At 53.0% G+C, this 24,614-nt stretch carries 24 protein-coding genes; all 24 read left to right on the top strand.

The features are described 5' to 3' along the window. Window positions 1–156: 156 nt before the first annotated feature. On the top strand, window positions 157–3,759 hold the full coding sequence (gene addB, locus DYE26_RS00440) for a helicase-exonuclease AddAB subunit AddB (protein WP_036621279.1): 3,603 nt from the start codon (window positions 157–159) through the stop codon (window positions 3,757–3,759). Continuing rightward, complete coding sequence (addA, locus tag DYE26_RS00445; RefSeq protein ID WP_036621281.1) at window positions 3,756–7,748, top strand: helicase-exonuclease AddAB subunit AddA; 3,993 nt, start codon at window positions 3,756–3,758, stop codon at window positions 7,746–7,748. The genes addB and addA overlap by 4 nt, the downstream gene beginning before the upstream one ends. Window positions 7,749–7,778: 30 nt before the next feature. Next, the gene (locus DYE26_RS00450) at window positions 7,779–7,982 is read left to right on the top strand and encodes a hypothetical protein (protein WP_082207722.1); all 204 of its coding nucleotides are present in this window, start codon (window positions 7,779–7,781) and stop codon (window positions 7,980–7,982) included. Between the two features lie 343 nt (window positions 7,983–8,325). Beyond that, window positions 8,326–8,913 carry an RNA polymerase sigma factor gene (locus DYE26_RS00455; protein ID WP_036621284.1) on the top strand — a complete coding sequence of 196 codons (588 nt, stop codon included), beginning with the start codon at window positions 8,326–8,328 and terminating at the stop codon, window positions 8,911–8,913. Then, window positions 8,888–9,949 (top strand): hypothetical protein, encoded by a 1,062-nt coding sequence (locus tag DYE26_RS00460; RefSeq protein WP_036621287.1) that lies wholly within the window; start codon window positions 8,888–8,890, stop codon window positions 9,947–9,949. The genes DYE26_RS00455 and DYE26_RS00460 overlap by 26 nt, the downstream gene beginning before the upstream one ends. A gap of 197 nt (window positions 9,950–10,146) precedes the next feature. After that, window positions 10,147–11,220: a hypothetical protein gene (locus DYE26_RS00465; protein WP_036621289.1), complete on the top strand. Its 1,074-nt coding sequence runs from the start codon at window positions 10,147–10,149 to the stop codon at window positions 11,218–11,220. Between the two features lie 79 nt (window positions 11,221–11,299). Next, on the top strand, window positions 11,300–12,373 hold the full coding sequence (locus DYE26_RS00470; RefSeq protein WP_036621291.1) for a hypothetical protein: 1,074 nt from the start codon (window positions 11,300–11,302) through the stop codon (window positions 12,371–12,373). A gap of 686 nt (window positions 12,374–13,059) precedes the next feature. Beyond that, on the top strand, window positions 13,060–13,551 hold the full coding sequence (locus DYE26_RS34760; protein WP_227872910.1) for a glycosyltransferase family 2 protein: 492 nt from the start codon (window positions 13,060–13,062) through the stop codon (window positions 13,549–13,551). Beyond that, window positions 13,472–13,708 (top strand): hypothetical protein, encoded by a 237-nt coding sequence (locus DYE26_RS33805; protein WP_036621297.1) that lies wholly within the window; start codon window positions 13,472–13,474, stop codon window positions 13,706–13,708. The genes DYE26_RS34760 and DYE26_RS33805 overlap by 80 nt, the downstream gene beginning before the upstream one ends. Next, window positions 13,705–13,977 carry a hypothetical protein gene (locus DYE26_RS00490; RefSeq protein WP_036621300.1) on the top strand — a complete coding sequence of 91 codons (273 nt, stop codon included), beginning with the start codon at window positions 13,705–13,707 and terminating at the stop codon, window positions 13,975–13,977. Before DYE26_RS33805 ends, DYE26_RS00490 begins: the two co-directional genes overlap by 4 nt. 2 nt (window positions 13,978–13,979) lie before the next feature. Next, window positions 13,980–14,264: a hypothetical protein gene (locus tag DYE26_RS00495; RefSeq protein WP_036621302.1), complete on the top strand. Its 285-nt coding sequence runs from the start codon at window positions 13,980–13,982 to the stop codon at window positions 14,262–14,264. Between the two features lie 276 nt (window positions 14,265–14,540). Continuing rightward, window positions 14,541–14,906, top strand: coding sequence for a histidine triad nucleotide-binding protein (locus DYE26_RS00500; RefSeq protein ID WP_036621304.1), 366 nt, complete (start codon window positions 14,541–14,543; stop codon window positions 14,904–14,906). A 103-nt stretch (window positions 14,907–15,009) separates the two neighbouring features. After that, window positions 15,010–15,183 (top strand): 30S ribosomal protein S21, encoded by a 174-nt coding sequence (gene rpsU, locus DYE26_RS00505; protein WP_005547957.1) that lies wholly within the window; start codon window positions 15,010–15,012, stop codon window positions 15,181–15,183. A 15-nt stretch (window positions 15,184–15,198) separates the two neighbouring features. Beyond that, entirely contained in the window at window positions 15,199–15,642 is a 444-nt protein-coding gene (locus DYE26_RS00510; protein WP_036621306.1) for a GatB/YqeY domain-containing protein, read from the top strand. A gap of 196 nt (window positions 15,643–15,838) precedes the next feature. Next, on the top strand, window positions 15,839–16,126 hold the full coding sequence (gene yqfC, locus DYE26_RS00515) for a sporulation protein YqfC (protein ID WP_036621308.1): 288 nt from the start codon (window positions 15,839–15,841) through the stop codon (window positions 16,124–16,126). Window positions 16,127–16,129: 3 nt separating this feature from the next. Beyond that, window positions 16,130–17,311, top strand: coding sequence for a sporulation protein YqfD (yqfD, locus tag DYE26_RS00520; protein WP_036621310.1), 1,182 nt, complete (start codon window positions 16,130–16,132; stop codon window positions 17,309–17,311). A 6-nt stretch (window positions 17,312–17,317) separates the two neighbouring features. Then, window positions 17,318–18,289: a PhoH family protein gene (locus DYE26_RS00525; RefSeq protein ID WP_036621311.1), complete on the top strand. Its 972-nt coding sequence runs from the start codon at window positions 17,318–17,320 to the stop codon at window positions 18,287–18,289. A gap of 17 nt (window positions 18,290–18,306) precedes the next feature. Further along, window positions 18,307–20,604 (top strand): HD family phosphohydrolase, encoded by a 2,298-nt coding sequence (locus tag DYE26_RS00530; protein WP_036621312.1) that lies wholly within the window; start codon window positions 18,307–18,309, stop codon window positions 20,602–20,604. Then, window positions 20,576–21,073 (top strand): rRNA maturation RNase YbeY, encoded by a 498-nt coding sequence (gene ybeY, locus DYE26_RS00535; RefSeq protein WP_036621314.1) that lies wholly within the window; start codon window positions 20,576–20,578, stop codon window positions 21,071–21,073. Before DYE26_RS00530 ends, ybeY begins: the two co-directional genes overlap by 29 nt. Continuing rightward, window positions 21,073–21,453: a diacylglycerol kinase family protein gene (locus DYE26_RS00540; protein ID WP_036621316.1), complete on the top strand. Its 381-nt coding sequence runs from the start codon at window positions 21,073–21,075 to the stop codon at window positions 21,451–21,453. Before ybeY ends, DYE26_RS00540 begins: the two co-directional genes overlap by 1 nt. 539 nt (window positions 21,454–21,992) lie before the next feature. Continuing rightward, a complete protein-coding gene (locus tag DYE26_RS00545; protein ID WP_036621317.1) occupies window positions 21,993–22,406 on the top strand; it encodes a cytidine deaminase in 414 nt (137 codons plus the stop codon). Window positions 22,407–22,453: 47 nt separating this feature from the next. Next, a complete protein-coding gene (gene era / locus DYE26_RS00550) occupies window positions 22,454–23,356 on the top strand; it encodes a GTPase Era (protein ID WP_036621318.1) in 903 nt (300 codons plus the stop codon). 121 nt (window positions 23,357–23,477) lie between these two features. Then, window positions 23,478–23,612, top strand: a complete 135-nt coding sequence (locus DYE26_RS00555) for a YqzL family protein (protein ID WP_082207725.1) — start codon at window positions 23,478–23,480, stop codon at window positions 23,610–23,612. A 51-nt stretch (window positions 23,613–23,663) separates the two neighbouring features. After that, window positions 23,664–24,413 carry a DNA repair protein RecO gene (recO, locus tag DYE26_RS00560; RefSeq protein WP_036621320.1) on the top strand — a complete coding sequence of 250 codons (750 nt, stop codon included), beginning with the start codon at window positions 23,664–23,666 and terminating at the stop codon, window positions 24,411–24,413. Window positions 24,414–24,614 lie beyond the last annotated feature (201 nt).

The raw sequence follows: 24,614 nt of genomic DNA on the forward strand, positions 1-24,614 counted from the left end.
ATTTCCGAATAGTAACTGTACATTTTGCAACTATTTCATTCAATAATGGAAAATCCGTTACAATCATTAGTTCAACTTAGCAGGTGCGAAGGTTTGAGCGCATCTATGCTATACTGTTGGTTGAACGAATCGTCCGTGGTAGTAGGAGGGGATCCCATGTCTTTACAGTTCATCATCGGCCGTTCCGGAAGCGGCAAAAGCAGCCTGATTCTTGAGCGGGTCATCGCCCGGCTGCGGGAAAATCCCGCGGGTCCGCCGCTGATTATTCTCGCTCCGGAGCAGGGAACGTTCCAGATCGAGCAGAGCATCGTAACCGCGCCGGGTCTCAAGGGAACCGTACGCACCCAGGTGCTCGGTTTCCGCCGTTTGGCGCTGCGCGTTATGCAGGAGACGGGCGGGGCGGCGCTGGTGCCGATCAACGACGAGGGCAAAAAAATGCTGCTGTACAAAATCCTGCGCCGGCGCCGCGGCGAGCTGAAGCTGTTCGGCCGCGGCGGAGACCAGCTTGGACTGATCGACCGGATTGCCGCGCTTTATACGGAAATGAAAAAATTCAATGTGGATTTTTCCCATTTGCCGGAACACCATCAATTTTTGCAATCCGCCGCCGGAGAATCCCGGCTGCTGGTGGATAAAATGCATGACCTCGGCTTGTTGTTCGCCGAATTCGACGCCGAGCTGGCCAAGCTCTATATCGATAACGAAGATCATGTGGTCAAGCTGGCGGAAGGGGCGGCGGAATCGGCGTATTTGCGCGGGTCGGAAATCTGGATCGACGGATTTCATACGTTTACCCCTCAGGAATACACGGCGATCGGCGCCCTGCTTAAGGCCGCGTCGAACGTCACCGTGGCGCTGACGCTTGACCGGCCTTACGACGACGGCGTGGTGCCGCATGAATTAAACCTGTTTTATGGGCCGGCGGTCGCCTACACCAAGCTGCTCCGCATAGCCGAAGAAGCCGGCGTTAAAACCGGGCGGACGGAGATTGTGGACCGGCGGCCAATCCCGCGATTCCGCGAAAGCGAAACGCTGTCTTATCTGGAATCGGCATATGAGCGCCGCAGTCCGTGGCCCGGCACCACAGCGCCAAAGGATCTCGGGCGGGCGCTGGCCCTTCGCCGGGCTGGCAACCGCCGCGCCGAAGTGGAGGGAGCGGCCCGCGAGATGGTGCGGCTGGCGCGCGAGGAAGACGTCAGGTGGCGGGAGATGGCTCTTTTGGTACGGAATTTGGATGATTACGATCATCTGATCGCCCCGATTATGGAGGAGTACGGCATCCCTTATTTTATGGACCGGAAAAAGAGCATGCTTCACCATCCCTTGATCGAATTTATCCGCGCGGCGCTGGATGTCGTGATCGGTTACTGGAAATATGAAGACGTGTTCCGCTGCGTCAAAAGCGGTTTTTTGCTGCCGCCGGGCGGCAACTTGACGCGCGCGCACATGGACATGCTGGAAAATTACGTGCTCGCCAGCGGAATCCAGGGCTACCGGTGGTATGACGGGCGGCCTTGGAAAGCCGCGCCAAGTCTGTCGCTGGAACAAGGCGAAGATAAGGGGCGGACGTCGGCCCAAGGGGAAGCGGGGCTTCAGATGCTGGAGCAATGCCGGGCGGCCGTAGCGAAGCCGCTTGCGGCGTTTGAGAAGCGGATTAAAAAAGCGAAGACGGCGGCGGAGATGTGCACGGCCGTCTACCAGCTGCTTGAGGACACGGAAGCGGCTCGGCATTTGGATCTGCTGGCGCACATGATGCTGCAAGAAGGCCAGCCCCAGCGGGCCATGGAGCATCGGCAGCTTTGGGGGGCGGTACTGGATCTGCTGGATCAGATCGTTGAAATGATGGGCGGCGAAGTGCTGGAGCTGGAGCTGTTCGCCGGGGTTTTGGAAACCGGGCTTAAGGATCTCAAGCTGTCGCTGGTGCCTCCGTCCCTGGATCAGGTGCTGGTCGGCAGCACGGACCGGACGCGTTCGGGGGCGGTTAAGCATTTATTTCTGATCGGCGTTAATGAAGGGATTATGCCGGCGGCATTGCAGGAAGAAGGCGTGCTCAGCGACCAGGAGCGCCTCAGGCTGGCGGAAATCGGTCTTGAACTCGCGCCCGGGGTGGCCCGTAAGCTGCTTGATGAGCGGTTTTTGATCTATGGCGCTTTGACTTTGCCCAGCCGGTCGCTGTGGATCAGTTATGCGGCGGCGGACGAAGATGGAGGGGCGTTGCTGCCCTCCGAAGTAATCCGCCATGTACGGCGGATTTTCCCGGATTTGCGGGAACAGTTTATTGGCCAGGCGCCGCCAGCCGTTGCCGAACCCGGGAGCGGGGCCGGCCAGGATGAAGCACAGCTGCAGTACGTGTCGCGGCCCGGGCCGGCGTTGTCCGCGCTGATCGGGCAGCTGCGCCTGTGGAAAGCGGGGGAAGCCGTATCGCCGGTGTGGTGGAGCGTACTAGAGTGGTACAGAGGCAAGCCGGAGTGGGAAGAAAGAACCGCCCTTTTGCTCGGCTCGCTCGATTACCGCAACCGGGTGCGTGGACTGACTCCGGCGACCAGCCGCAAGTTGTACGGCAAACGGCTGCGGACAAGCGTGTCGCGGATGGAGAAATTTTCGGCCTGTCCTTTCGCGCATTTCGCTTCCCACGGGCTAAAGCTGAAGGAACGCCAGCTGTACCGCCTGAAAGCGCCGGATATCGGCCAGCTGTTCCACGCCGCGCTGAGCGCGATGGCTGTCACGTTCAAGGCGCAGAACCGGAGCTGGGGCTCCCTGACGCCGGAGGAGTGCCTGCGCGAAGCGGATGCGGCCGTGGATCAGCTGGCGCCGAAGCTGCAGGGCGAGATTTTGCTCAGCTCGAAGCGTTATGGCTACATATCCCGCAAGCTGAAAACGATCGTGGGCCGGGCGTCGCTGATCCTGGGCGAGCAGGCGCGGCGGGGCAGCTTCGAGCCGGTGGGGCTGGAGCTCGATTTCGGCCCGGGCCGGCCGCTGCCTCCGCTGACGTTTGAGCTGCCGAACGGCTGCGTCATGGAAATCGTCGGCCGCATCGACCGGGTCGATATGGCCGAGGGGGATGGAGGCCTGCTGCTGCGGGTCATCGACTACAAATCGAGCCAAACCGACCTAAGGCTGCACGAGGTGTATTACGGTTTGTCGCTGCAAATGCTGACGTACCTTGACGTGCTGTTGTCGTCGGCGGAGGCGTGGCTGGGGCGTCCGGCCATCCCGGCGGGCACCTTATACTTCCATGTGCATAATCCCCTGCTGCAGAGCAGCAACGGCATGAGCCCGGAACAGGCCCATCAGGAACTGCTCAAGCGCTTCAAGATGAAGGGCTTGCTGCTGGCGGATCGCGACGTCATCGCGAAAATGGACGGACAATTGGAAAAGGGGTACTCCGATATTTTGCCGGTGGCGGTAAAGGCGGACGGCGGATTTTACAGCAGCGCCTCGGTGGCTGCGCCGGAGCAGTGGCAAACGCTGCTGCGCTCGGTGCGGCAAACGATCACCGAGATCGGCACGCGCATCACCGACGGGGACGTGCGGATCGCCCCGTACCGGATCGGGATGGAAACGGCGTGCACGCATTGCGTGTACAAGCCGGTTTGCCGGTTTGAGGAGTCGTTGGAGGGCAGCTCTTATCAAATGTTGAGCAAACCCGGGAAGCAGGAGATATGGACGCTTCTGGAACAGGGGCGGCGGATGGAGACAGGACGCGAAGGCGGGCAAAAAAGCGCCCACGAAAGCGGAAAGGAGGCTGCGTCATCATGATGAAGGTCCCGGCCAAACCGGAAGGAAGCATCTGGAGCGACGACCAATGGCGGGCGATCACCCTGACCGGCGGCGACATGCTGGTCGCGGCGGCGGCGGGCTCGGGCAAAACGGCGGTGCTTGTGGAGCGGATTATCCGCAAGCTGACGGACCCGGAGCGGCCGCTTAGCGTCGACCGGCTGCTGGTCGCCACGTTCACCAAGGCGGCCGCCGCAGAAATGCGGCAGCGGATCACGGAGGCGCTGGAAAAAGAGCTGGCCAAAGATCCGGCGAACGCCGAAATCGGCAGACAGCTGGCCATGCTGGGCCGCGCTTCGATCACAACGCTGCACTCCTTCTGCATGGAGGTAATCCAGCGCTATTATACGCTGATTCCGCTCGATCCGGGCTTTCGGATCGCGTCGGAAAGCGAAACCGCCCTACTGCGGCAGGAGGTGCTGGAGCAGCTGTTTGAGGAAAAATACGGCACCGCCGAACCGGGCAGCCCTTTCCTCACGCTCGTCGATCTGTTTGGCGGAGAGCGGAGCGACGACGCGGTGTTCGCCCTGGCGCTGCGGCTGTACGAATTCTCCCGCAGCCATCCTTGGCCGGAGGGCTGGCTGCGCCAGGCTTCAGCCGCATTCTCGGCCCCCGATGCTGCGGCCCTTGAAAATACCCCATGGGTCGCCAGCATCCTGGCGGATACGGCGCTTACGCTGGGAGGCGCCAAAGGGCTCCTGTCCCAGGCCAAAGCGCTGGCGCTGGCGCCCGGCGGACCCGAGCCGTACGCGGCGACGCTGGAGGAGGAGCTGGCCCTTGTGGAACGTCTGCAGGAGGCTGTGGCCGCCGGAAAATGGGCTTCGCTTTATGAGGTTTTTCAGACGGTCCAATTCGGCAAGCTGAAGCCCTGCAAAAAGGATCAAACCGATCCGGACCTGCAGGAGCGGGTCAAGGCGCTGCGCGAGGAAGCGAAAAAAACGATCGCGGATCTGCGCACCCAGCTGTACGGCCGTCCGGCCGAGGAGTTCCTGCGGGAGCTGCGCGAAATGGCGCCGCTGCTGGGCGCGTTATCCGACCTGGTCAGCGAATTCGGCGAACGTTACCGAAGGGAAAAGGTGGCCAAGGGGTGGCTTGATTTTTCCGACCTTGAGCATTATTGCCTGCAAATTTTGCGCCATCCGGACTCCGCGCCGGACGAAATGCGCCCCTCCGAGGCCGCGCTCGAATACAGGCAGCAGTTCGATGAGGTGCTGCTGGACGAATACCAGGACACCAATACCGTGCAGGAAGCGATCGTCCGGCTCATTTCGCGGGAGACGCCCGGCAACCGGTTTATGGTCGGCGACGTCAAGCAGAGCATTTACCGCTTCCGTCTGGCGGAACCGGGGTTGTTCCTGGAGAAATACCGGAGCTACGGCGACGATTTTGCCGGAGCGGGCCTGCGCATCGATTTGGCCCGCAACTTCCGCAGCCGGCGGGAAGTGGTGGACGCGGTCAACCTGCTGTTCCGGCAAATCATGAACGAAAGCGTGGCCGAGATCGCCTACGATTCGCGCGCCGAGCTGGTGTACGGGGACGGCTTCCCGGACGGCGAGGGGGACGATTACCGTCCCGAGCTGCTGCTGATCGACCGGGACAACGGGGCGCCAGGCGAGGCCGCCGATGCCGGGGAATCGGGCGGCGGCGCCGAAGCTTCGGCGGCGGACGGCGCGGTCGACGGCGCCGAGGACGAAGCCGCCGTGCAGGAAACGGTCCGCCTTGAGGCGCGCGCGATCGCGGCGCGCATCCGCGGCATGCTGGATGGCGGCGGCGCGCCGCTGCGCATTTACGATAAGCAGCTGAAGGCCATGCGGCCGGTCCGCTACGGCGATATGGCGATTTTGCTGCGTTCGACATTATCCTGGGCGCCGGCGATGATAGAAGAGCTGCGCCTGGAAGGCATCCCGGCATACGGGGAGCTGAGCCAGGGTTATTTTCAGGCCTCGGAAGTGGAAACGATGCTTTCCTTGCTGCAGGTGGTGGACAATCCGCTGCAGGATATCCCGCTTGCGGCCGTGCTGCGTTCGCCTTTGTTCGGATTGTCGGAGGAGGAGCTGGCGGAGATCCGGCTGGCTGCTCCGGGCGGAAGGTTTTACGAAGCCGTTCTGGCCCGCGCCGGTACAGGGGAACCCGGGGCGGAAGCCGCGGACGACGGGGACGGGGGCGCGTCTCCGGATCAAGCGGACAAGGAGGAATTGACGAATAAGCTGAACGGCTTCTTGCGGCGGTTAAACGACTGGCGGAACATTGCCAGGGAAGGAGATCTCAGCAGCCTTATCCGCGTGATTTACCGCGAGACCGGATACTTGGACTGGGCCTACGGGCTGCCGGGAGGAGCGCAGCGGCAGAGCAATTTGCTGGCCCTGCTGGACCGGGCCCGGCAGTACGAGACATCCGCGCAGGCTCCGGGTTTGTTCCGCTTTTTGCGTTATGTCGAAAGGCTGCGCGAAAACGGCGGCGATCTCGGCGCGGCGGCGGCCTCCGGGGAGCAGGGCGACGCGGTGCGCATCATGACGATTCACAAAAGCAAAGGGCTGGAGTTTCCGGTCGTGTTTGTGGCCGGATTGTCCAAAATGTTCAACCGCCAGGATTTGAATGCGCCGTTTCTGATGCACAAGGAGATGGGCTTCGGTCCGAAATTCGTGGACGCGGAAACCCGCGTCAGCTACCCGACTTTGCCGAATCTGGCCATCCGCCGGCGCGCGCAAATGGAGCTGCTGGCGGAGGAGATGCGCGTGCTGTACGTCGCTTTGACCCGTCCGAAGGACAAGCTGGTGCTCGTCTCCGCGGTAAAAAATTTACGCAAAACCGTTGAAGTATGGGGGGCGGCGCTGGAAGCGGCGGACGAACAATTGCCGGACTATTTGCTGGCCCGGGGCCGCTGTTATCTCGACTGGATCGGGCCGGCGATCGTCCGCCACCGGAGCGCTGCGGAGCTGCGGCGGTTTGCCGGGTTGCCCGAGCAGGCGTCCGCTGCATTGCCGGACGACGCTTCCGATTGGCACGTCGCGTTCGTCTCTTCGCGGGAGGTGGCCCAAACCGGCAGCGCCGAGGCGGCGGCAGCGATGGCGGCGGGGCCGGAAGGGACCTTGCCGGATACGGCGGCGCTGAAGGCGCTGCTGTCCGGCGGACCGGCGGCGGTACAGCCCGCCTCTCCCGCCGACGCCAAGCTGCGCCGGGAAGTCGCTGCCCGGCTGGATTGGACGTACTCTTACGCCGCGGCCAGCCGGATTTCCGCCAAAACGTCGGTGACGGAAATGAAATCCCTGTTGACGCGGCCGGAGGAAACCGCGCGCGACTTCTTCGCCGAGGCGGCGCTGCGGCAAGAGCGGGAGACGCCGGAGAACGAGGTGGAGTTCCGGCTTCATTTGCGCCGCCCGCGTTTCATGGAACAGCGCAAGGCCACGCCGGCCGAGCGGGGGACGGCCTATCACATGCTGATGCAGCATTTGCCGTTTGCGGACGGCCCCGGAGAAGCGCTCGTCCGGTCCACATTGGAACGGCTCGTGGAGCGGAAGATTATGACGGCCGAACTGGCGGCGGAAATCGATCCGGCCAAAATCGCAGGGCTGCTCCACAGCCCGCTTGGCGAGCTGCTCAAGCGGGCCGATTGGGTGAAACGCGAGATGCCCTTCAGCTATGGCTTGCCCGCTGCCCGGGCGTCTTCTAAGCTTGGAGGGCTGGAAGCCGCAGGGACGGAGGCCGATACGCCGGCGGAGCTGCAGTTGGAGGGAGAAACCGTGCTGATTCAGGGGATCGTCGATTGCCTGTTTTTGGTAGACGGCAAGGTGATTTTGCTGGATTATAAAAGCGACCGGGTCCTCGATCACCGCGGCGGCGTCGAAGCATTGGCGGCATCGTACCGCTTTCAGCTGGAGCTGTACGCTGAGGCGGTGGAAGAGATTACGGGCCGGCCGGTGGATGAGAAGTGGCTGTTTTTCTTCGACAGCGGCGTTGCCGTCAAACTGTAACATAAAGCGGGCGAAAAAGGGGCAAGGGCATTGAAAATTCGCATTTTGATCGCAGACGACAACTCTTTTATTGAATTTGGAGAGGGGTTATGTTTACTCATATCTTGGAAAAACGTTTTGGGGAAAAGCACCGTTCGGGTGGCTGCTGCTGCATTATTACTTACTCAGCTATGCGGTGCAGCAGGCTCGGTTTCTGCCGCAGGCAAAGATGCAGAAGTACACTTGTGCAGCTAAAGCTTCATAATTTAGAACGTATTCATATCTTATCGTAAGACAGGAAAACACATCTGTATGGGGATATAAGCACCCTTCTATACTTAAACCTCTCGTTATTTGAGTTATGAAAAGGTTTATCTGGAAGAGTGCTATTTCCTTTATAGGCTGTGTTTTTCTTCTTTTATTTTTGTGATTCAATGAAGGGAATCACATCGAGAAATAATAGTGTTTTATACCCGTAAATATTCTTTTTCATTTTTTCAAGGTCGATGATGTTACCAAATTATTTTTGATGTTGCTGTCACAAAATGAGCTGCATTGGTGTATTAAGAGTAAAGCCAGGAGGGGGGAGGGATGATTTTTGGATAGACAGCACAGAGAGTATAAATCAAACTCAGAAGAAATTGAGATGCTGATTGAAAGGACTAAGCTTGGTGATAAGGAAGCTTTCGCGTCAATTATAAGAAACTTTGAAAAACCAATGTATATCTATTGTTACCATATGCTCAAAAGCAAGGAAGAAGCCGAGGATGCTAGGCAAGAAATTTTTATTAGAGTGTATGAACAGATACATAAGTATCGTCCAAATATGAGTTTTTCGGCATGGCTGTACAAAATTGCTTACAATTACTGTCTGAATCAAATCAGGGGCAAAAAAAGGTGGCTTCGTTTTATAGATCGTTATAAATATGATCAGCCTGAGACCTCGACTCAGCAAATAGACAGTCAAACTACACTGAAGGATTTTCTAAATTTACTGACGATCGAAGAGAGACATATATTAGTTCTCCGGGCGATTCATCAATATCACTTTGACGAGATTAGTGAAATGTTGAATATGAAACCAGCAACTGTGCGCAAAAAGTATGAACGTCTTCGCAAAAAACTGCAGACGAAGGAAGTTAATGAAGGAGGAAGAGTGAATGCGTCAATCACCAAATCCATCTAAAACTCTAAGTATTCAACAGGTGGAGCAAATGATTCGGGATACGGAGACGCCAGAGCATAGCATTAGTCAACAGATTGTAGAAAAACTTGAATCAAAAAGCGTGCCACCCCCAAAGCCAGTCTTCACAAGAAGAGTGGGAGTCATCGCAGCGGCATTGGTTGTTTTTTGTGTGTTTCTAACTCCTGTCATGGCTCAAACTATAGAGCGGCTATCCTTGCTTGAATATATCAACCCTTTTGTCAAAGAAATGAAAATAAATCCAAATGAGAAGGTGGATACACTTTATGCGCGAGATTTGGATGGGAACAAGCATTTTCATACGGGGATGATTCGCTTTGATGACATTGAGGACCAAGAGTTTAAAAGCCAGTTGCAAAGGGCTTGGAATGAGATTTTTCCTCAGGGAGAAGGAATTAATGAAGTGATCGTGTACGAATATCGTGCGAACACATTTCATATAGAGGCGCGCAACGATAACAGATCGATCGAATTTGACCAAGGTAACTGGTTTTATGCGCAACAAACGATTGGAGAGAACCAGGTTCCAGATGCAGCAAAAGATGCAGCGGACCAAGCTTTTCATAAAGTTGGGGATTTTAAACAAAGTAAACGGTCAGTAAGTCAAATGATCTTAAGGCCCAATCAAAACCCGGTGTATAAGTTCGTGTACAACACAAACAAGGGTTCTGTCCTCATTGATGTACAAAAAAATACGAATCAGATCACAAGGATTGTAGCTTTTCCGTTGTCGGATCAACTTAATAAATTGAATGATAAAAATAAATATCATGATTTAGTCGAGAAAACAAAAGCAATTGAGCTGGACAAGATCCGTGAGGAAACAGTGAAACAAGCTAAAGTATGGATGAATTTGGACTTGGCTGATTATAACGTATCCAAACTTGAATACCGGTTTGATACATTAACTTTCACCAAAGCAGGTTCTCCAGACGTGACTGTGCTATTCACCTCTAAAGGAACGATCTATTCAATTAAAATTGAGCTAAAGCAGCTATCTGAAATAGGAACGGACTAACCAAGGAATGCAGAGATCAGGCTGAATTAAAATGGCTCAAGCTGTATTGCCTAGCAAGTTGAACGTGCTGCTGCTCGGTCTAAGGCAGAGAGGGGGGGTGATGACTGCTGTTTTTCTATAGATTCATTTCAACGTGACTGAAGCATTTCATTAAAAAGCTGTGGGTAAGCAAAATAAAAAATAAAGGAGTTATTAATATGAACAAAAAAATAATTTTTCCTATCGTCGGAGTAGCCTTATTATCAGGAAGTCTGCTTGGATATGATACACCGATTCAAGCTAATACGTATAACAACGTGGATGTGAACATTGAGCAAGATGCTAAATCTGAGCAAACGCTTATGCAAAAGGCTCAGGCTAAACTTAAAGAATTGACAGGAAATACGTATACGTTAATTCAAGGAACGGCTACGAAAGATTCTATCCATTTTAAAAGAGAGAACTTCAAGGACGATATTATTGCTTATAAAGCTGATGGAAAGCTCGAAACAATCAGTATTAAAATCAATTATGAAGATTTAAACGGTGGGAAATATCAAACCAAACTGAAGGAAACGTGGGCAGCTTTGTTCCCAGGGGAAGAACCGAAATATGTGAATATCTCAGAGTCAATCTACTATGAGGGTACAATCTCATCGAATGCTATGCAAAATAAGCAAATTTATATGCAAGAGAATGGCGAGGTTTATGGCGTAAATTATGCTCCTGACAATGCCTCAGCAAGCGTGCAGAAGAAGGCTGCTCAGGTATTATCCAAGCTTACCGATGGAAAGGTCAAGCAGGGTGCCAAGTTGGATCGTATGTTTGTCCGTGATGGCAAACCAAATGTGTATCAATATAAGTATAAATCAGAAGCTATGGAAGTCAGCTTCGCAATTGAAGAACAAACGCTGGAACTGCTCCAAGCAGATGTATATCATACCGATGGTAAAGGTGTAGACAATTATGAAGCATTTCAGGAACGAGAAAAAGAAAAGAGTGCAAAGATTAAGAAGTTGACATTGGACACTTTAATGAAGAACGCAATGAAAGACGCAAAAACGATGCTGGATCTGGATTTGAAAGGATATAAGGGAGCAAGAGGTACAAATGCATGGGACGAGAATCATATGACGTTCACCAAAGAAGGGGCTCCTTCAGTTACTGCTAGATTTGACAAAGACGGATCGTTTAACAGCTTTATTATTGATAAGTATAATCAGGAAATCGATTTTTACGGAATGACCATCGTAGGTCCCCCAAATGAAGAACTCAAATTGTTAATTGACTGATATGTATTGAAAAGCAGCTTGGAGATGAACTTATATTTCAGTAAAACCATGAGATAGCAAAGTAAAGGAGTTTATAAACATGAACAAAAAGAAAATTATTCCTATAATCGGGGTCGCTTTATTATCAGGAAGTCTGCTGGGATGCCAAACACCTGTTCAGGCAGATGCACCTAACAAGGTGAATATCAACGCTTCACAAGATGTTAAGCTTGAGGAGAAGCTTATGCAGCAGGCTCAGGATAAACTTAAAGAGCTAACAGGAAATACGTATACGTTAATTCAGGGAACGGCCATGAAAGATATTGTGAGTTTTAAAAGAGAGAACTTCAAGGACGATATTATTACTTATAAAAAGAATGGAAAGCTCGAAAATATCGGTATTAACATCAATTATGAAGATCTAAACGGCGGAAAATATCAAACCAAACTGAAGGAAACGTGGGAAGCTTTGTTCCCAGGGGAAACACCAAAGTATGTCAGCATCTCAGAGTCAATCTACCTGGTGGGTACAATCTCATCGAATGCCAAACAAAATAAACAAGTTTATATGGAAGAGAATGGCGAGGTACATGGCGTCAATTATGCACCTGACGCTGCCCCGGCAAGCGTGCAGAAAAAGGCTGCTCAGGTATTATCCAAGCTTACCAATGGAAAGGTCAAGCAGGGGGCTAAGTTGGATCGTGTGTTTGTCCTTGATGGCAAACCGAATGTGTATCAATATAAGTATAAATCAAAAACAATGGATGTGAGCTTTGCAATTGAGGATCAAACGCTGGAACTGCTCCAAGCAGGCGTACATCAAAGTAATGGTAAAAACATAGATAATTACGAAGACTTCCAGAAGAAAGAAAAAGCGAAAGATGCAAAGATCAAGAAGCTGACGTTGGATACATTAATGAAAAATGCAATGAGAGATGCAAAAACGATGCTAAATCTGGATTTGAAAGGATATAAGGGAGCAAGAGGGACAAATGCATGGGACAAGGACCAAATGACGTTCACCAAAAAAGGGGCTCCCACAGTCATTGCCACAGTGGATACAGACGGATCGTTTAACGACTTTATAGTAGAGAAGTATGGTCAGCATCTCAGTTTCGGCGGAAACACGATTGTAGGGCCTGCAAATGAACAACCAAAAATATTAATCAACTAATTCTAAAAATTTAGTTCAGACTGAAGCTAGTAGGGGCTCAAGATAGAGCCCGAAATAGTAATAAATAGAGATGATTAAGACTCATCCACAGGAAGCCTCTCCGTAATCCGGAGGGGCTTTGGTTACTCATCAGCATACCACCAATCGACTCCATTTATGGTAGAAATGAAGGGTAGTTTACACTCTTCAAACAGAGGCGAAAACGAGCTGTTTTTATGTAAAATTTCAGCCGAAATTTTTACCAAAAAGGTTACGGTTTATTCGTTTACTGCCAACCCTTTCGATGGTATACCCTCAATATTCAAAGAAAGAATTTGTGAAAATATGTCGAATTGGAGCTTATGTAGGATGATTAGGTACGTAAAGCAATTGCGAGAATACGGCTTGACTAATATCGTTATTGTGGACGATGGATCTGATGAAGCATACCAGTCGATTTTCGAGGAACTCCATGAGAACGGTTGTGTCCTACTACGCCATGCTGCAGAGGATGTATACCGTCCTGCTGTGGAGGCTAGACGCCATCACTGGTTCTTGGCGTAAGGAACTCCAGCGAGGGAGGAATCCCACCGAAGTCCTTGCTGGGCAACCGGATGACCTCCTTCATTTTTGCAATGTTATATCGAAGAAAATGGAGAATGGCGGCTCCGCCGCAAGGATGAGATGATCCAACCTTTAAACTGGGACTGGTTCAGACACCGCAAAGTTTCTATAACCCGGATCTGTTCCAGTTCAATCTGTATGCAGAGCAAGGAATCCCGAATGAACAGGACTTCATTTCCCGCGAGGTGAATATTCTGCGCAATGCGGTTGCGTATACGGGCAGTAACACCGTGATCTCCCGGCAAGGGATGGTGGATATGGGAGGATTCCCGCTGAACACCATTACGGAGGATTTTGAGACAAGCATCCGTCTGCAGCAAGAAGGATATATTACGTATGCTACGCAGGAGGTTCAAGCCGTAGAGCAGACGGCGACTACGATTCCAAACATTGATCAAACAGCGGATTCGCTGGGCGAGGGGCATTATTCAGAGTTTGCAAAATACGCGTGCACCCCTCCCCAGAAAACTTCCTTTCTGGACAAGAGTGACCTATGTGAGCAGTTTTTTATACTGGTGGTCTTTTTTCAATCGGCTGATCTTTATCTTGTCTCCGATTCTGTTTGCCTTGTTTGATTTCCAGATCGTAAATACAACCTTTTGGCAGATTCTGATTTTCTGGCTGGTTCATAATTTGATCGCTTTGTTTTACGCCTTATTCTTCATGATTGGGCGCCGCGCATACCGGGAGAATGAACGGATACGGGCGCAGGAGGATGTCCGGAGCAGATGAATCTATGGGATACCGCGTATGATGATATGTACAATTGCAGGGGCATTGCTGCCGTATTTTGGCTGGAGCTGGCGCATGGCAACGGTATTCCACGGTGCGAGCAACAAGTTCGAGGGGCCGCTGCGGCACTAAAGGCAGGTGAAACAGCAGACCAGAAGTGGGAGATCCTGGTGCTCTTCTTGAAATCCAGCGTGGATATTACGACTAGACCTGTTCTGGGCCTTGTTATTTTTCAAATTGCGGCGATTGCAGCCTCGATTGTGGCCTAGTGGTGCTTAAGAAAAATTGGAATCTGTGGAAAGTGCTGATTGCACTGAATGTGGTGGTTGTACTGTGCTATGCCGGCATCCTGGCCTTGTATCTGCTCTCCATGCCGCTGGATGAAGCGATCCGACTGGCCGGTTTTGAGCGTAATGCCTCAAGTATCGTTGTGTTATTTGCTGGTGGATTGGTGCTTTGCGCCGCTGTTGACATGGAGCGCACGTTTCATTACCGGATTGGTGAGGTTCCTGACTATCAGGCTTTCAAGACGGTGCAGACGAATGGGAAGAAATAATGATACAAGACAGTTTGTGTAAGTAAAGGGAAAATCATTTTTTAGGTGATACAGATCACAGATACAGTAACACCCCGCTGTTATACTACAGTTAAGCCGACATCACTTTGCAAGCACCCCGCCGGACGTATTGGTGAGGAGAGATTCCTGTTTTTCCGTCCAATACGTCCGTGCGACCAGCGACTCTTATAGGAGTAGCAGGGTGCTTCTTTTTTTTGCCTTTTTTCGGTATGATGGATTTATCGTGAAATGACAACCGAAATTAGGAGGATCAAGATGGACAACTGTTTGTTCTGTAAAATCGTAGAAGGATCGATTCCGTCCAGCAAAGTTTACGAAGATGAGCGGTTTCTCGTTTTCCGCGATATTCAGCCGGCCGCGCCCGTGCACGTGCTGATCATTCCGAAGAAGCATATCGGTTCGATGAACGAGGTCGCTCCGGAGGATTTTGTTCTGATCGGCGAAATGCACCGGATCGCCCAGGACGTCGCCAAACAGCTTGGCGTCGCCGAAAGCGGCTACCGTTTGATCAACAATTGCGGCCCGGACAGCGGACAGGCGGTGCAGCATATCCATTACCATCTGCTTGGCGGTGCGAAGCTGGGGGCTTTGGCACAATCTTCCGACTCGCATGCGCTGTAAAGGGCATTTAGAAGGTTGACACTCTATTTCACTTTCCCCTATAATGAAGTTTGATGAACCGTGTTATGCTCTTGGACGGTCTGGTCGGAGGGAGGGAAAACTGGTGTCTGAAACTAAAGTTCGCAAAAACGAGACAATTGATGCTGCACTTCGTCGCTTTAAACGTTCCATCGCGAAAGATGGAGTATTGGCTGAGGTGAAGAAACGTAAGCATTATGAAAAGCCAAGCGTAAAGCGCAAGAAAAAGTCCGAGGCTGCTCGTAAGAGAAAGTTTTAGGAGGATTTAGCTGCTATGAATCTTAGCGAGCGATTGAACGAAGATATGAAGCAAGCGATGAAGAATCAAGACAAGTTCAAGCTCTCCACCATACGAATGGTTCGCGCTACGATGAAAAATCTTGAAATAGATTTGAAAAGAACTTTGAACGATAATGAAGTGCTTGATATCCTTAGTCGTGAAATCAAACAGCGCAAAGATGCCCTCCAAGAATTTGAAAAAGCGGGTCGCGACGATCTTGCCGCACAAGTGAAAGCGGAAGCGGAGATCCTTGCTGAGTACCTTCCCGAACAGCTAACCGAAGAAGAAATTAAAGTCATTGTACAGCAGACCATCCAGGAAACCGGTGCTTCTTCGAAAGCCGATATCGGGAAAGTGATGAGCGCGCTCATGCCGAAGGTCAAAGGCCGGGCAGAAGGCAAGCTCGTAAACCAGGCGGTTCAACAGCTTTTGCAATAACTCACAGACGAACACCTTCTACGTTATAGACGATGTAGAGGGTGTTTTTTCATTATGTTGGCCGGTGCTGAAAAAGCCGGGCTGTTTGAACACGCATTTAATCCCGTTCTCCTGGCGAGGGCGGGATTTTTTCCATTTTCATAAATCCGCGGACCCCCGCATAATTTGTACAGTAGGGGAAGGAGGATTGCCTCATATGAGCCGGTTTGTCCGCAAAATCCGCAAATGGACGGTCGATGCGCTCGACCTGCCCAGCGACCTTGTATACGATTTGCCGAGGCTCACCTTGATCGGAGGTCAGCAGCTGTACATAGAGAATCACCGGGGCGTCGTCAACTTTTCTCCCGAGGAGCTGCATTTGGCGCTAAGCCAAGGCACTCTGGAGGTAGAGGGCAAAGAGCTGGTCATCAAAGCGATCATGCCCGAGGAAGTGGTTATTGAGGGCCGAATATTCGGCATTAAATATCGAGGAATGGAGGAGTAAAACGTGAGATCACCGGCCATCACCAAGCTGCGCGGCGTCGTCACCATCCTGGTCCGCGGGGAGAAGATCGAACAGCTCGTCAACGAGCTGGCCGGACAAGGCATCGAGGTCTGGGACGTAATGCCTTTGCCGGGAGGACAAATGGAAATGAAAGTGGGGCTTTCCGATTTTTTTCGCTTGCGTCCCTTTTTAAAACGGACAGGCTGCCGGATGTCGGTCAAAGGACGGTCAGGGCTGCCTTTTATTTTGACGCGGGTCCGGAAAAGAAAAGCGTTTATCGCCGGCTTTGCCTTTTTTATCGCGGCGATCTTTTGTTTATCCTCGCTGGTATGGGACATCAACGTCCAGGGCAACGAAAAAATCGCCACCGAGGACGTGCTGGCCGCCGCCAAGCAGGAAGGGCTTTATCCGTTTCAGTGGATTTTTCGCCTGCCCAAACAGGACAAGCTGTCGGCGGAGTTGACGCGCAAGCTTCCGGGGACTTCCTGGGTCGGCGTCTCCCGGACCGGCACGCGGATCACGATTCAGGTGGTGGAGGCGACCAAGCCGAAGGAACAAACGCTGCTCAGCCCGCGCCATCTCGTCAGCAAAAGCGATGCGGTCGTTTCCCATATATACGCGGAAAAAGGCCAGCCGGAAGTGGGCAAAAACGACCGGGTCAAAAAAGGACAGGTGCTCGTATCCGGTTTCCAAGGCGGGAAGGCCGTCGTCTCCAAAGGCGTGGTGCGCGGCATCGTGTGGCATGAATACAAGATCGAGGTTCCGCTTTTGCATAAACAGAAAGTGTACACCGGGGAACGAAAGCAGCGGGGGTTCCTGTATTTCGGAAATACGGCGATCCAACTCACCGGTTACGGCAAAATTCCGTTCAAGCAGTCGGAGACATTGACCGAGCTTGATCCGCTCACCTGGAGGAAGTTCAAACTGCCGATCGGCTGGATGACCGAAAAGGTGCTGGAAACGACGGACATGGAATGGAAACGGACCGCGGAGCAGGCCAAGCAGGAGGGAATCGAGCGGGCGAAACGGGATATTTTGGCCAAATACGGCGTGGACAGCGTCATTATGAATCAAAAAATTTTGCATGAGAACACAGACAATGGTAAAGTTTATATGAAAGTGCATTTTGAAGTAGAGCAAAACATTGCGGAAGAACTTCCGATAGTACAAGATCAAGGAGAATGAGGCTATTTGTCTGAACAACTGGTGAGCATCAAGTTACCGCTTCAGAGCGCGGGGGAAGGCCTTGCTTTATTTGGACCCCAAGACGCGTTCCTGAAATTAATCGAAGAGCATTTGCGCGCAGGCGTCGTTTTGCGCGAATCGGAAATTACGATCCGCGGCGAGCAGCATGAGGCGGAGAAAGTGGAGCAGTTGTTTGAGGTGTTGCTTGAACTGATTCGCAACGGGTACGTGTTGACCGAAAGGGACGTCCTCTATGCGATCGAACTCGCCAAGGATTTCCGGGCGGATCAACTGCTTGATCTATATAAAGGCGAAATTGCGGTCACCTACCGGGGCAAGCCGATCCGCGTCAAAACGATCGGACAGAAGCATTACGTCACGACGATCAAGAAACGGGATATCGTGTTTGGGGTCGGTCCGGCCGGTACGGGGAAGACGTATCTTGCGGTCGTGCTGGCGATCGCGGCGCTGAAGGAAGGAACGGTCAAACGGATCATTTTAACCCGGCCCGCGGTGGAGGCCGGAGAGAGCCTCGGCTTTTTGCCGGGCGATCTGCAGGAGAAGGTGGACCCTTACCTGCGGCCGCTTTACGATGCGCTCTATGACGTAATGGGGCCGGAGCAAACGGCCAAAGCGCTGGAGCGGGGCTTGATCGAGATCGCGCCGCTGGCGTATATGCGCGGCCGGACATTGGACGATTCGTTTATCATTTTGGACGAGGCTCAAAATACGACGCCGGAGCAAATGAAGATGTTCCTGACCCGCCTTGGTTTCGGCTCCAAGATGGTCATTACCGGAGACGTTACGCAGATCGACTTGCCCAAAGGCAAGAAGTCGGGACTGGTGGAAGCCAGAGCGGTTTTAAGCGGCATCGAGGAGATCGGTTTCGTTTATTTTGCCGAATCGGACGTTGTCCGCCATTCGCTGGTACAGAAAATCATTGTTGCATATGACCGTGCTGCTGAAAATCAAGGGTAAGCAGGAGGGCTGTCTTTATGACGAATAACGATCAGCAAAATAAAGGCGCGTTTCAATCCACCTTTGCGGGATGGAAACATAGCACAACGGTGCGTTATTTGTTGTACGTGGTGCTTGTCGTTATGCTGTATGCCGGCATGGCGCCCAAACTGCTGCCCGAAACCTATGACATCGCCGTGGGGCTGCCCAGCGACAAAGAGATTCTGGCGCCGATGGACATCCCGGACACCAAAGCGACGCTGAAGGCCCAGGAGGACGCGGCCGAGAAGGTCGGACAAGTTTATACGATCCTGCCGCTTCGCAATGAAGCGCTGGTCGGCCAGCTGCTGGACCGGATTTTCCGGCTGAATCAGGACGATCAGGTGTCCGAAGACGACAAAATCCAAATTTACCGCGAAGAGCTGCCGCAGCGCGTTAAGGACTACGTTCAAACTTTTATTATGAACAACCGCAACAATAGCGCTTATTCGGCGACCTTGTTTGAGGAAGTCACCCAGCGGATCGATGAACAGCAATATCATATTTCCGAGGAAACGTTCATCAAAATTCCGCGGTTGACCGCCGAAGATATCAACGAAATGAAACCGGTGGCGGCCGACATCGTGGCCCGGTTGACGGCCGATTCGATCGTGGACGCTCAAACGGCCCGGACCAAGGTGGCGGAAATGGTCAGCACGAGTTCCCTGAGCAAGCGGACCTCCCGGGAAGTTGTGCAGGAACTGGCGCGCCTGTCGATTACGGCCAACAAGTTTTACGATGAGGAAGCGACGAAGGCGGCCAAGGTCGAAGCGCGCGAAAATACGCCTACCGTATATATCAAGCAAGGGGACGTCCTCGTTAAAAAGGGTGAGAAAATCACCGAGGAAATGTATACCCTGCTGGAGAAAAACGGGCTGCTGAAGGACGAGGTCGACTATTCGCCGCAGTTCGGCCTGACTTTGCTGTCCCTGCTGATGGCGACGGGGCTGATTATGTATATCCGCCATTCGGAAGGAACCGGCCGGTTTAAATACAACAACGCCCAATTCGTCATGCTGCTGATGATTATTTTGATTACGATCGTTTCGATGCATGTCATCAACCTATTGCAAGACGAGCAGCATCCGTACATCGGCTATCTGGCGCCGATCGCCACGGGGGCGATGCTGATCACGCTGCTGCTGGAAGTGCCGCTGGCTTATATTTGCTCCATCCTGTTCAGCGTGTTGGCGAGCATCATTTTGAATGTGCATCAAGGGGAGATTTTTGACTTCAAGTTCGGTTTTTTCGCCCTGGTCATCTCCTTTGCTTCGATCTTCGCCATTCATCGGGCCAGCCAGCGGTCGACGCTGCTCAAAGCGGGCATTATGATTTGCCTGTTCGGTTCGTTTGCCGTCTTTTCGCTGACCCTGCTTGACAACAACGACTGGACGCAAACCAGCACGCTGTACGATTTGGGTTTTGCCGTGGCGGGTGGCCTGTTAACGACGATCCTCGTCATCGGCTTGATGCCGTTTTTCGAGGTGACGTTCGGCATTTTGTCCGCGCTGAAGCTGGTGGAGCTGTCCAACCCGAACCACCCGCTGCTGCGCAAGCTGCTGACGGAAACGCCGGGAACGTACCACCACAGCGTCATGGTCGGCAATTTGTCGGAGGCGGCCGCGGAGGCGATCGGAGCCAACGGGCTGCTCTGCCGGGTCGGGTCGTATTACCATGATATCGGCAAGACGAAGCGGCCAAGTTATTTTATCGAGAACCAGAACAATATGGAAAATCCGCATGACTTCATCGATCCGAAACTGAGCAAATCGATCATTATCGCCCATGCCCGGGACGGCGCGGAAATGCAGAAGGAATATAAAATCCCCAAGCCGATTCGCGATATCGCCGAGCAGCATCACGGAACGACCTTTTTGCATTATTTTTACCACAAGGCGTTGCGCCTGGCTGAAGAGCAAGGGGTAGAGCCCGACTTCACCGAAGAGGATTTCCGCTATCCGGGGCCCAAAGCCCAGTCCAAGGAGGCGGCCGTCGTCGGCATCGCCGACAGCGTGGAGGCGGCGGTGCGCTCGCTGCGTAAGCCGACGGTGGAACAAGTTGAATCGATGATCGAGAAAATCATCAAAAGCCGGCTGGACGATCACCAGTTCAACGAATGCGATTTGACGCTGCGCGAGCTGGATATCATCGCCCAAACGCTGAAGGAAACCGTCATGGGGATCTTCCATTCCCGGATCGAATATCCGGAGGAAATCAAGAAAAGCCGGGAAAACAAGAATGAAGAGAAGGACAGGGGGCAGGGCGTAAATGGGCCTACAACTGGCTTGGAGCAATGAGCAAGATAAAATGGAGATCGGCCAGGAACTGATCGATTTGCTTGACCGGGTGCTGCAGATCGCGGGAGAAACGGAGGGCATTACCGAAGGGGAAGTCGCTTTGACGTTCGTGGACGATGCCGCGATCCATGAGCTGAACCGGGATTACCGCGGGATCGACCGCCCGACCGACGTCCTGTCGTTTGCGATGAACGAGTCGCTGGACGAGGAGCCGGAAATCGTTTACGAGCTTGAAGAAGATGAGGAACTGGACGATTTGACCGACGTGCTCGGCGACATCATCATTTCCGTCGAGAAGGCCAAGGCGCAAAGCGAAGAATACGGGCATTCCATCGAACGCGAAATCGGCTTTTTGTTCGTTCACGGGTTTTTGCATTTGCTTGGCTACGATCATCAGGATGCGGCGAGCGAAGCGGAAATGATGGGCAAGCAGGAAGCGGCTCTGGCCAAGGTGGGGCTGACCCGCTGATGAAGCCCAAAGCCGGGTGGGGCGCTTCGTTCCGGTATGCGTTCGCAGGGATTGCGGCTTCGCTGAAGACGCAGCGGAACTTGCGGTTTCACTGTTTTGCCGCCGTTCTCGTGATCGCGGCTTCCTTGTATTTTCGGCTTCCGCCCCGCGATATCGCCGTCCTGCTGCTGACGATCGCTTTGGTGATATCGCTCGAGCTAATGAACACGGCCGTTGAGACGGCGGTCGATCTCATCACCCCGGAGCGGCATCCTCTCGCTAAACTGGCCAAGGATGCCGCTGCCGGGGCAGTGCTGGCTGCGGCGGTGTTTGCCGTCGTGATCGGGGTATTGATCTTCTACCGGCCGGTTATAGCCTGGTTTCACGCTTTGTTCGGCTGAAACCTAGAAATCGGCGCATGACACCGGCAACTAGAGCCAGAACCAGACGGCAACTGGAACGACGAACCCTCCGCCCTTCAAAATAGCGGAACTTTGTGTTCTTATTATCCGGAGTCGCAGCATATTGATCCCCATTAGCGACATTTTTTGTCCTTATTTACCTATGAATAGTCCCAAACATGGGTATTTCCTTACGATTTGAGCAAATAGCGACTTGAATTTCCTCTATTTCTCTCAAATGGACGGATACCGCTGAAATAACGCCCTTTTTTGCCCTTATGTTTTTCGCCGGAATTTCTCGGACAGCCTGGTTTTTGCCGGTTTTCTCGGTGCAATACCAAATAGCGCCGCCGACTTATCGGCGGACTCCTGCTTTGATATTCAGCGGCATCCCGCTTGCCTGGGGCCCTTCGGTCCAAGTAGCATCGCACTTGAAGGATGAACAGGTTAACCTGAAGATGTGCGCCTGATCGCTTGGTCAAACGCTGTTTTTGGTGTTGGGCCTTGTTATCTTGTTCATTTAAGGAGATGATATGGTTATGGATTACGAAAAACTGCTTCAAGAAGCTATAGAGGCCCGTAAAGCGGCTTATATCCCATATTCGGGGTTTGGCGTGGGCGCGGCGCTGCTCGATGAGCGCGGACATGTGCATCGCGGCTGCAACATCGAAAACGCCGCCTACAACCCGACGAACTGCGCCGAGCGCACGGCCGTGTTTCGCGCCATTGCTGACGGACACCGTCCCGGCAGCTTTCAGGCGATCGCCGTCGTCGCGGACACGGACGACCCCGTCGCTCCCTGCGGCGTTTGCCGCCAGGTGATGCTTGAGCTGTGCGGTCCGGACATGCCGGTCATTCTCGGCAACCTGCGGGGCGATGTCCGCCATACGACGGTTCGCGAACTGCTTCCGTACGCCTTTGCTCCTTCGCATTTGGAGGAGTCCGGGAAGTAACCCGCCAAGTCACTGCCAAGTCACTACACGAAAGGAACAACAGGCTTATGTCAAAAGCGAAATTCAAATCCGGCTTCGTAGCGATCGTCGGACGGCCGAACGTCGGCAAATCGACGCTGATGAACCACATTATCGGCCAAAAAATCGCCATCATGTCCGACAAACCGCAAACGACGCGGAACAAAATCCACGGGGTGTACACCTCGGAATCGATGCAGATCGTTTTTTTGGATACCCCCGGCATCCATAAACGCCAGTCGAAGCTTGGCGACTATATGAATACGACGGCGCTGAACACGCTGGGAGAGGTGGAAGCGGTGCTGTTCCTCGTCGACGTCGCGGAAGGTTTGGGCGGCGGGGACCGCTTTATCATCGAACGGTTGAAGGGCGTTGGAACGCCGGTCATTCTCGTGCTGAACAAAATCGACCGCGTCGAGCCGGAGCAACTGCTGCCGATCATGGAGGAATACCGCAAGCTGTACGAGTTTGCGGAAATCGTGCCGATTTCGGCCAAGCTCGGCAACAACGTAAACACGCTGATCGAGCAAATCGGCAAGTATTTGCCGGAGGGACCGCAATATTATCCGGAGGATCAGGTGACCGACCATCCGGAGCAGTTTGTGTGCGCCGAGTTGATCCGCGAGAAAATTTTGCATCTCACGCGCGAGGAAGTTCCGCACTCGATCGCGGTGACGATCGAAGACATGCGCGTGCAGGAGAACGGGGTCGTCTATATTTCGGCCGTCATTTTCGTCGAGCGCGATTCGCAAAAAGGGATCATCATCGGCAAGCGGGGGGCCTTGCTTAAGGAAGTCGGCAAGCTGGCCCGCCAGGATATCGAAAATTTGCTGGGCTCGAAGATTTTTCTGGAGCTGTGGGTGAAAGTCAAAAAAGACTGGCGCAATCAGGAGCGGATTCTGCGGGATCTCGGCTTCCACCAGGACGCTTAAGCCTGTGCTTAAGTCCGGCGTATTCTATACTGGGAGTTATTGCAACGCATAGTTCCGGTCCTTCGGCACATCCTATTCTTTGAAGATGCAGGCGTCATTTCCGAAGAAAGGATGAATACGAATGCGAGATTTTTCGTGGAAGTATTTTGTGATGACTGGAGATGTCGATGCTTACTTGCTGTATAAAGAAGCCTGCGGCAGTTCCGACGAGGAGGCCGCGGCCGAAGAGCTGGTCTTGGAAGAAGAGGCCGAGTGACCGGAGCGAAGAATCGGGGAGAAGCAGCCAGGACGGTTTGGGGGAAATATCATGCTTTACAGGGTGGAAGGAATCGTCATCCGCAGCATGGATTATGGTGAAGGCAATAAAATCATTACTTTATGCACGGAAAGCCACGGTAAAGTAGGGGTTCTGGCGCGCGGAGCCAAAAAGGTGAAAAGCCGGCATGCGGCGCTGACCCAGCCCTTTACGTACGGTGAATATGTGTTCTTCCGTCAAAACGGCGGGCTCGGAACGCTGAATTCAGGTGAGATCATCGAATCTCACTTTTCTTTGCGTGAGGACCTTTTTTTGGCGGCCTATGCTTCTTATGTCTGCGAGCTGTTGGACCGGACCTTGCAGGACGAGGAGGTCGGGAGCTTTTGGTTCACGCAATTAAAAGCTTGTCTCGACGCGCTTTCGTCCGGGAAGGACCCGCAAATCGTCGCCCATTTGTTCGAAATGAAAATGCTGCAGGCCGCAGGCTACGGTCCTTCTTTCGCCAGCTGCATTGCCTGCGGGAGAACCGATGAGTCGCTGTATGTCAGCCCCCGCTTGGGCGGAAAGCTGTGCAGCGGCTGCCGGCACCAAGACCCGGCGGCGATGAAAGTGACGCCCGGTACTTACAAGCTATTGTCGCTGTTCGAAAAAATGGATTTGCGCAGGCTCGGCAACGCAAACGTTAAGGATGAAACGAAGCAGGAACTGAAAACGGTAATGCGGGCCTTTATGGACATGCAGCTTGGCCTTAAGCTGAAATCGCGCAATTTCCTCGATCAGCTGGATAAATACGAGATTTGACGAACGGCCTTAAATCATATATTATAAATAAGAATTTCTCCTTTTGGAGCCATGCGTTGAACGGGAAAAGTAACGAGATGGGAATCCGTATTGGTTTTGGCAAAAAATCAGCTTTTCAGCACCGAGAAGGTTGGATGAAGCTGGGACTGAGTAGCGGAGCGTACGTTTTGGGTACGTGAGCAACGGAAGGCCTTGCTGAAT

This window comes from Paenibacillus macerans, assembly GCF_900454495.1.
Taxonomy (GTDB): Bacteria; Bacillota; Bacilli; order Paenibacillales; family Paenibacillaceae; genus Fontibacillus; species Fontibacillus macerans.

Coding starts and splice junctions, on each gene's coding strand:
- addB (WP_036621279.1), top strand. CDS start 157: ATGTCTTTACAGTTCATCATCGGCCGTTCCGGAAGCGGCAAAAGCAGC.
- addA (WP_036621281.1), top strand. CDS start 3,756: ATGATGAAGGTCCCGGCCAAACCGGAAGGAAGCATCTGGAGCGACGAC.
- DYE26_RS00460 (WP_036621287.1), top strand. CDS start 8,888: ATGCGTCAATCACCAAATCCATCTAAAACTCTAAGTATTCAACAGGTG.
- DYE26_RS00465 (WP_036621289.1), top strand. CDS start 10,147: ATGAACAAAAAAATAATTTTTCCTATCGTCGGAGTAGCCTTATTATCA.
- DYE26_RS00470 (WP_036621291.1), top strand. CDS start 11,300: ATGAACAAAAAGAAAATTATTCCTATAATCGGGGTCGCTTTATTATCA.
- DYE26_RS00490 (WP_036621300.1), top strand. CDS start 13,705: ATGAATCTATGGGATACCGCGTATGATGATATGTACAATTGCAGGGGC.
- DYE26_RS00500 (WP_036621304.1), top strand. CDS start 14,541: ATGGACAACTGTTTGTTCTGTAAAATCGTAGAAGGATCGATTCCGTCC.
- DYE26_RS00510 (WP_036621306.1), top strand. CDS start 15,199: ATGAATCTTAGCGAGCGATTGAACGAAGATATGAAGCAAGCGATGAAG.
- yqfC (WP_036621308.1), top strand. CDS start 15,839: ATGAGCCGGTTTGTCCGCAAAATCCGCAAATGGACGGTCGATGCGCTC.
- DYE26_RS00530 (WP_036621312.1), top strand. CDS start 18,307: ATGACGAATAACGATCAGCAAAATAAAGGCGCGTTTCAATCCACCTTT.
- ybeY (WP_036621314.1), top strand. CDS start 20,576: ATGGGCCTACAACTGGCTTGGAGCAATGAGCAAGATAAAATGGAGATC.
- DYE26_RS00540 (WP_036621316.1), top strand. CDS start 21,073: ATGAAGCCCAAAGCCGGGTGGGGCGCTTCGTTCCGGTATGCGTTCGCA.
- DYE26_RS00545 (WP_036621317.1), top strand. CDS start 21,993: ATGGATTACGAAAAACTGCTTCAAGAAGCTATAGAGGCCCGTAAAGCG.
- era (WP_036621318.1), top strand. CDS start 22,454: ATGTCAAAAGCGAAATTCAAATCCGGCTTCGTAGCGATCGTCGGACGG.
- DYE26_RS00555 (WP_082207725.1), top strand. CDS start 23,478: ATGCGAGATTTTTCGTGGAAGTATTTTGTGATGACTGGAGATGTCGAT.
- recO (WP_036621320.1), top strand. CDS start 23,664: ATGCTTTACAGGGTGGAAGGAATCGTCATCCGCAGCATGGATTATGGT.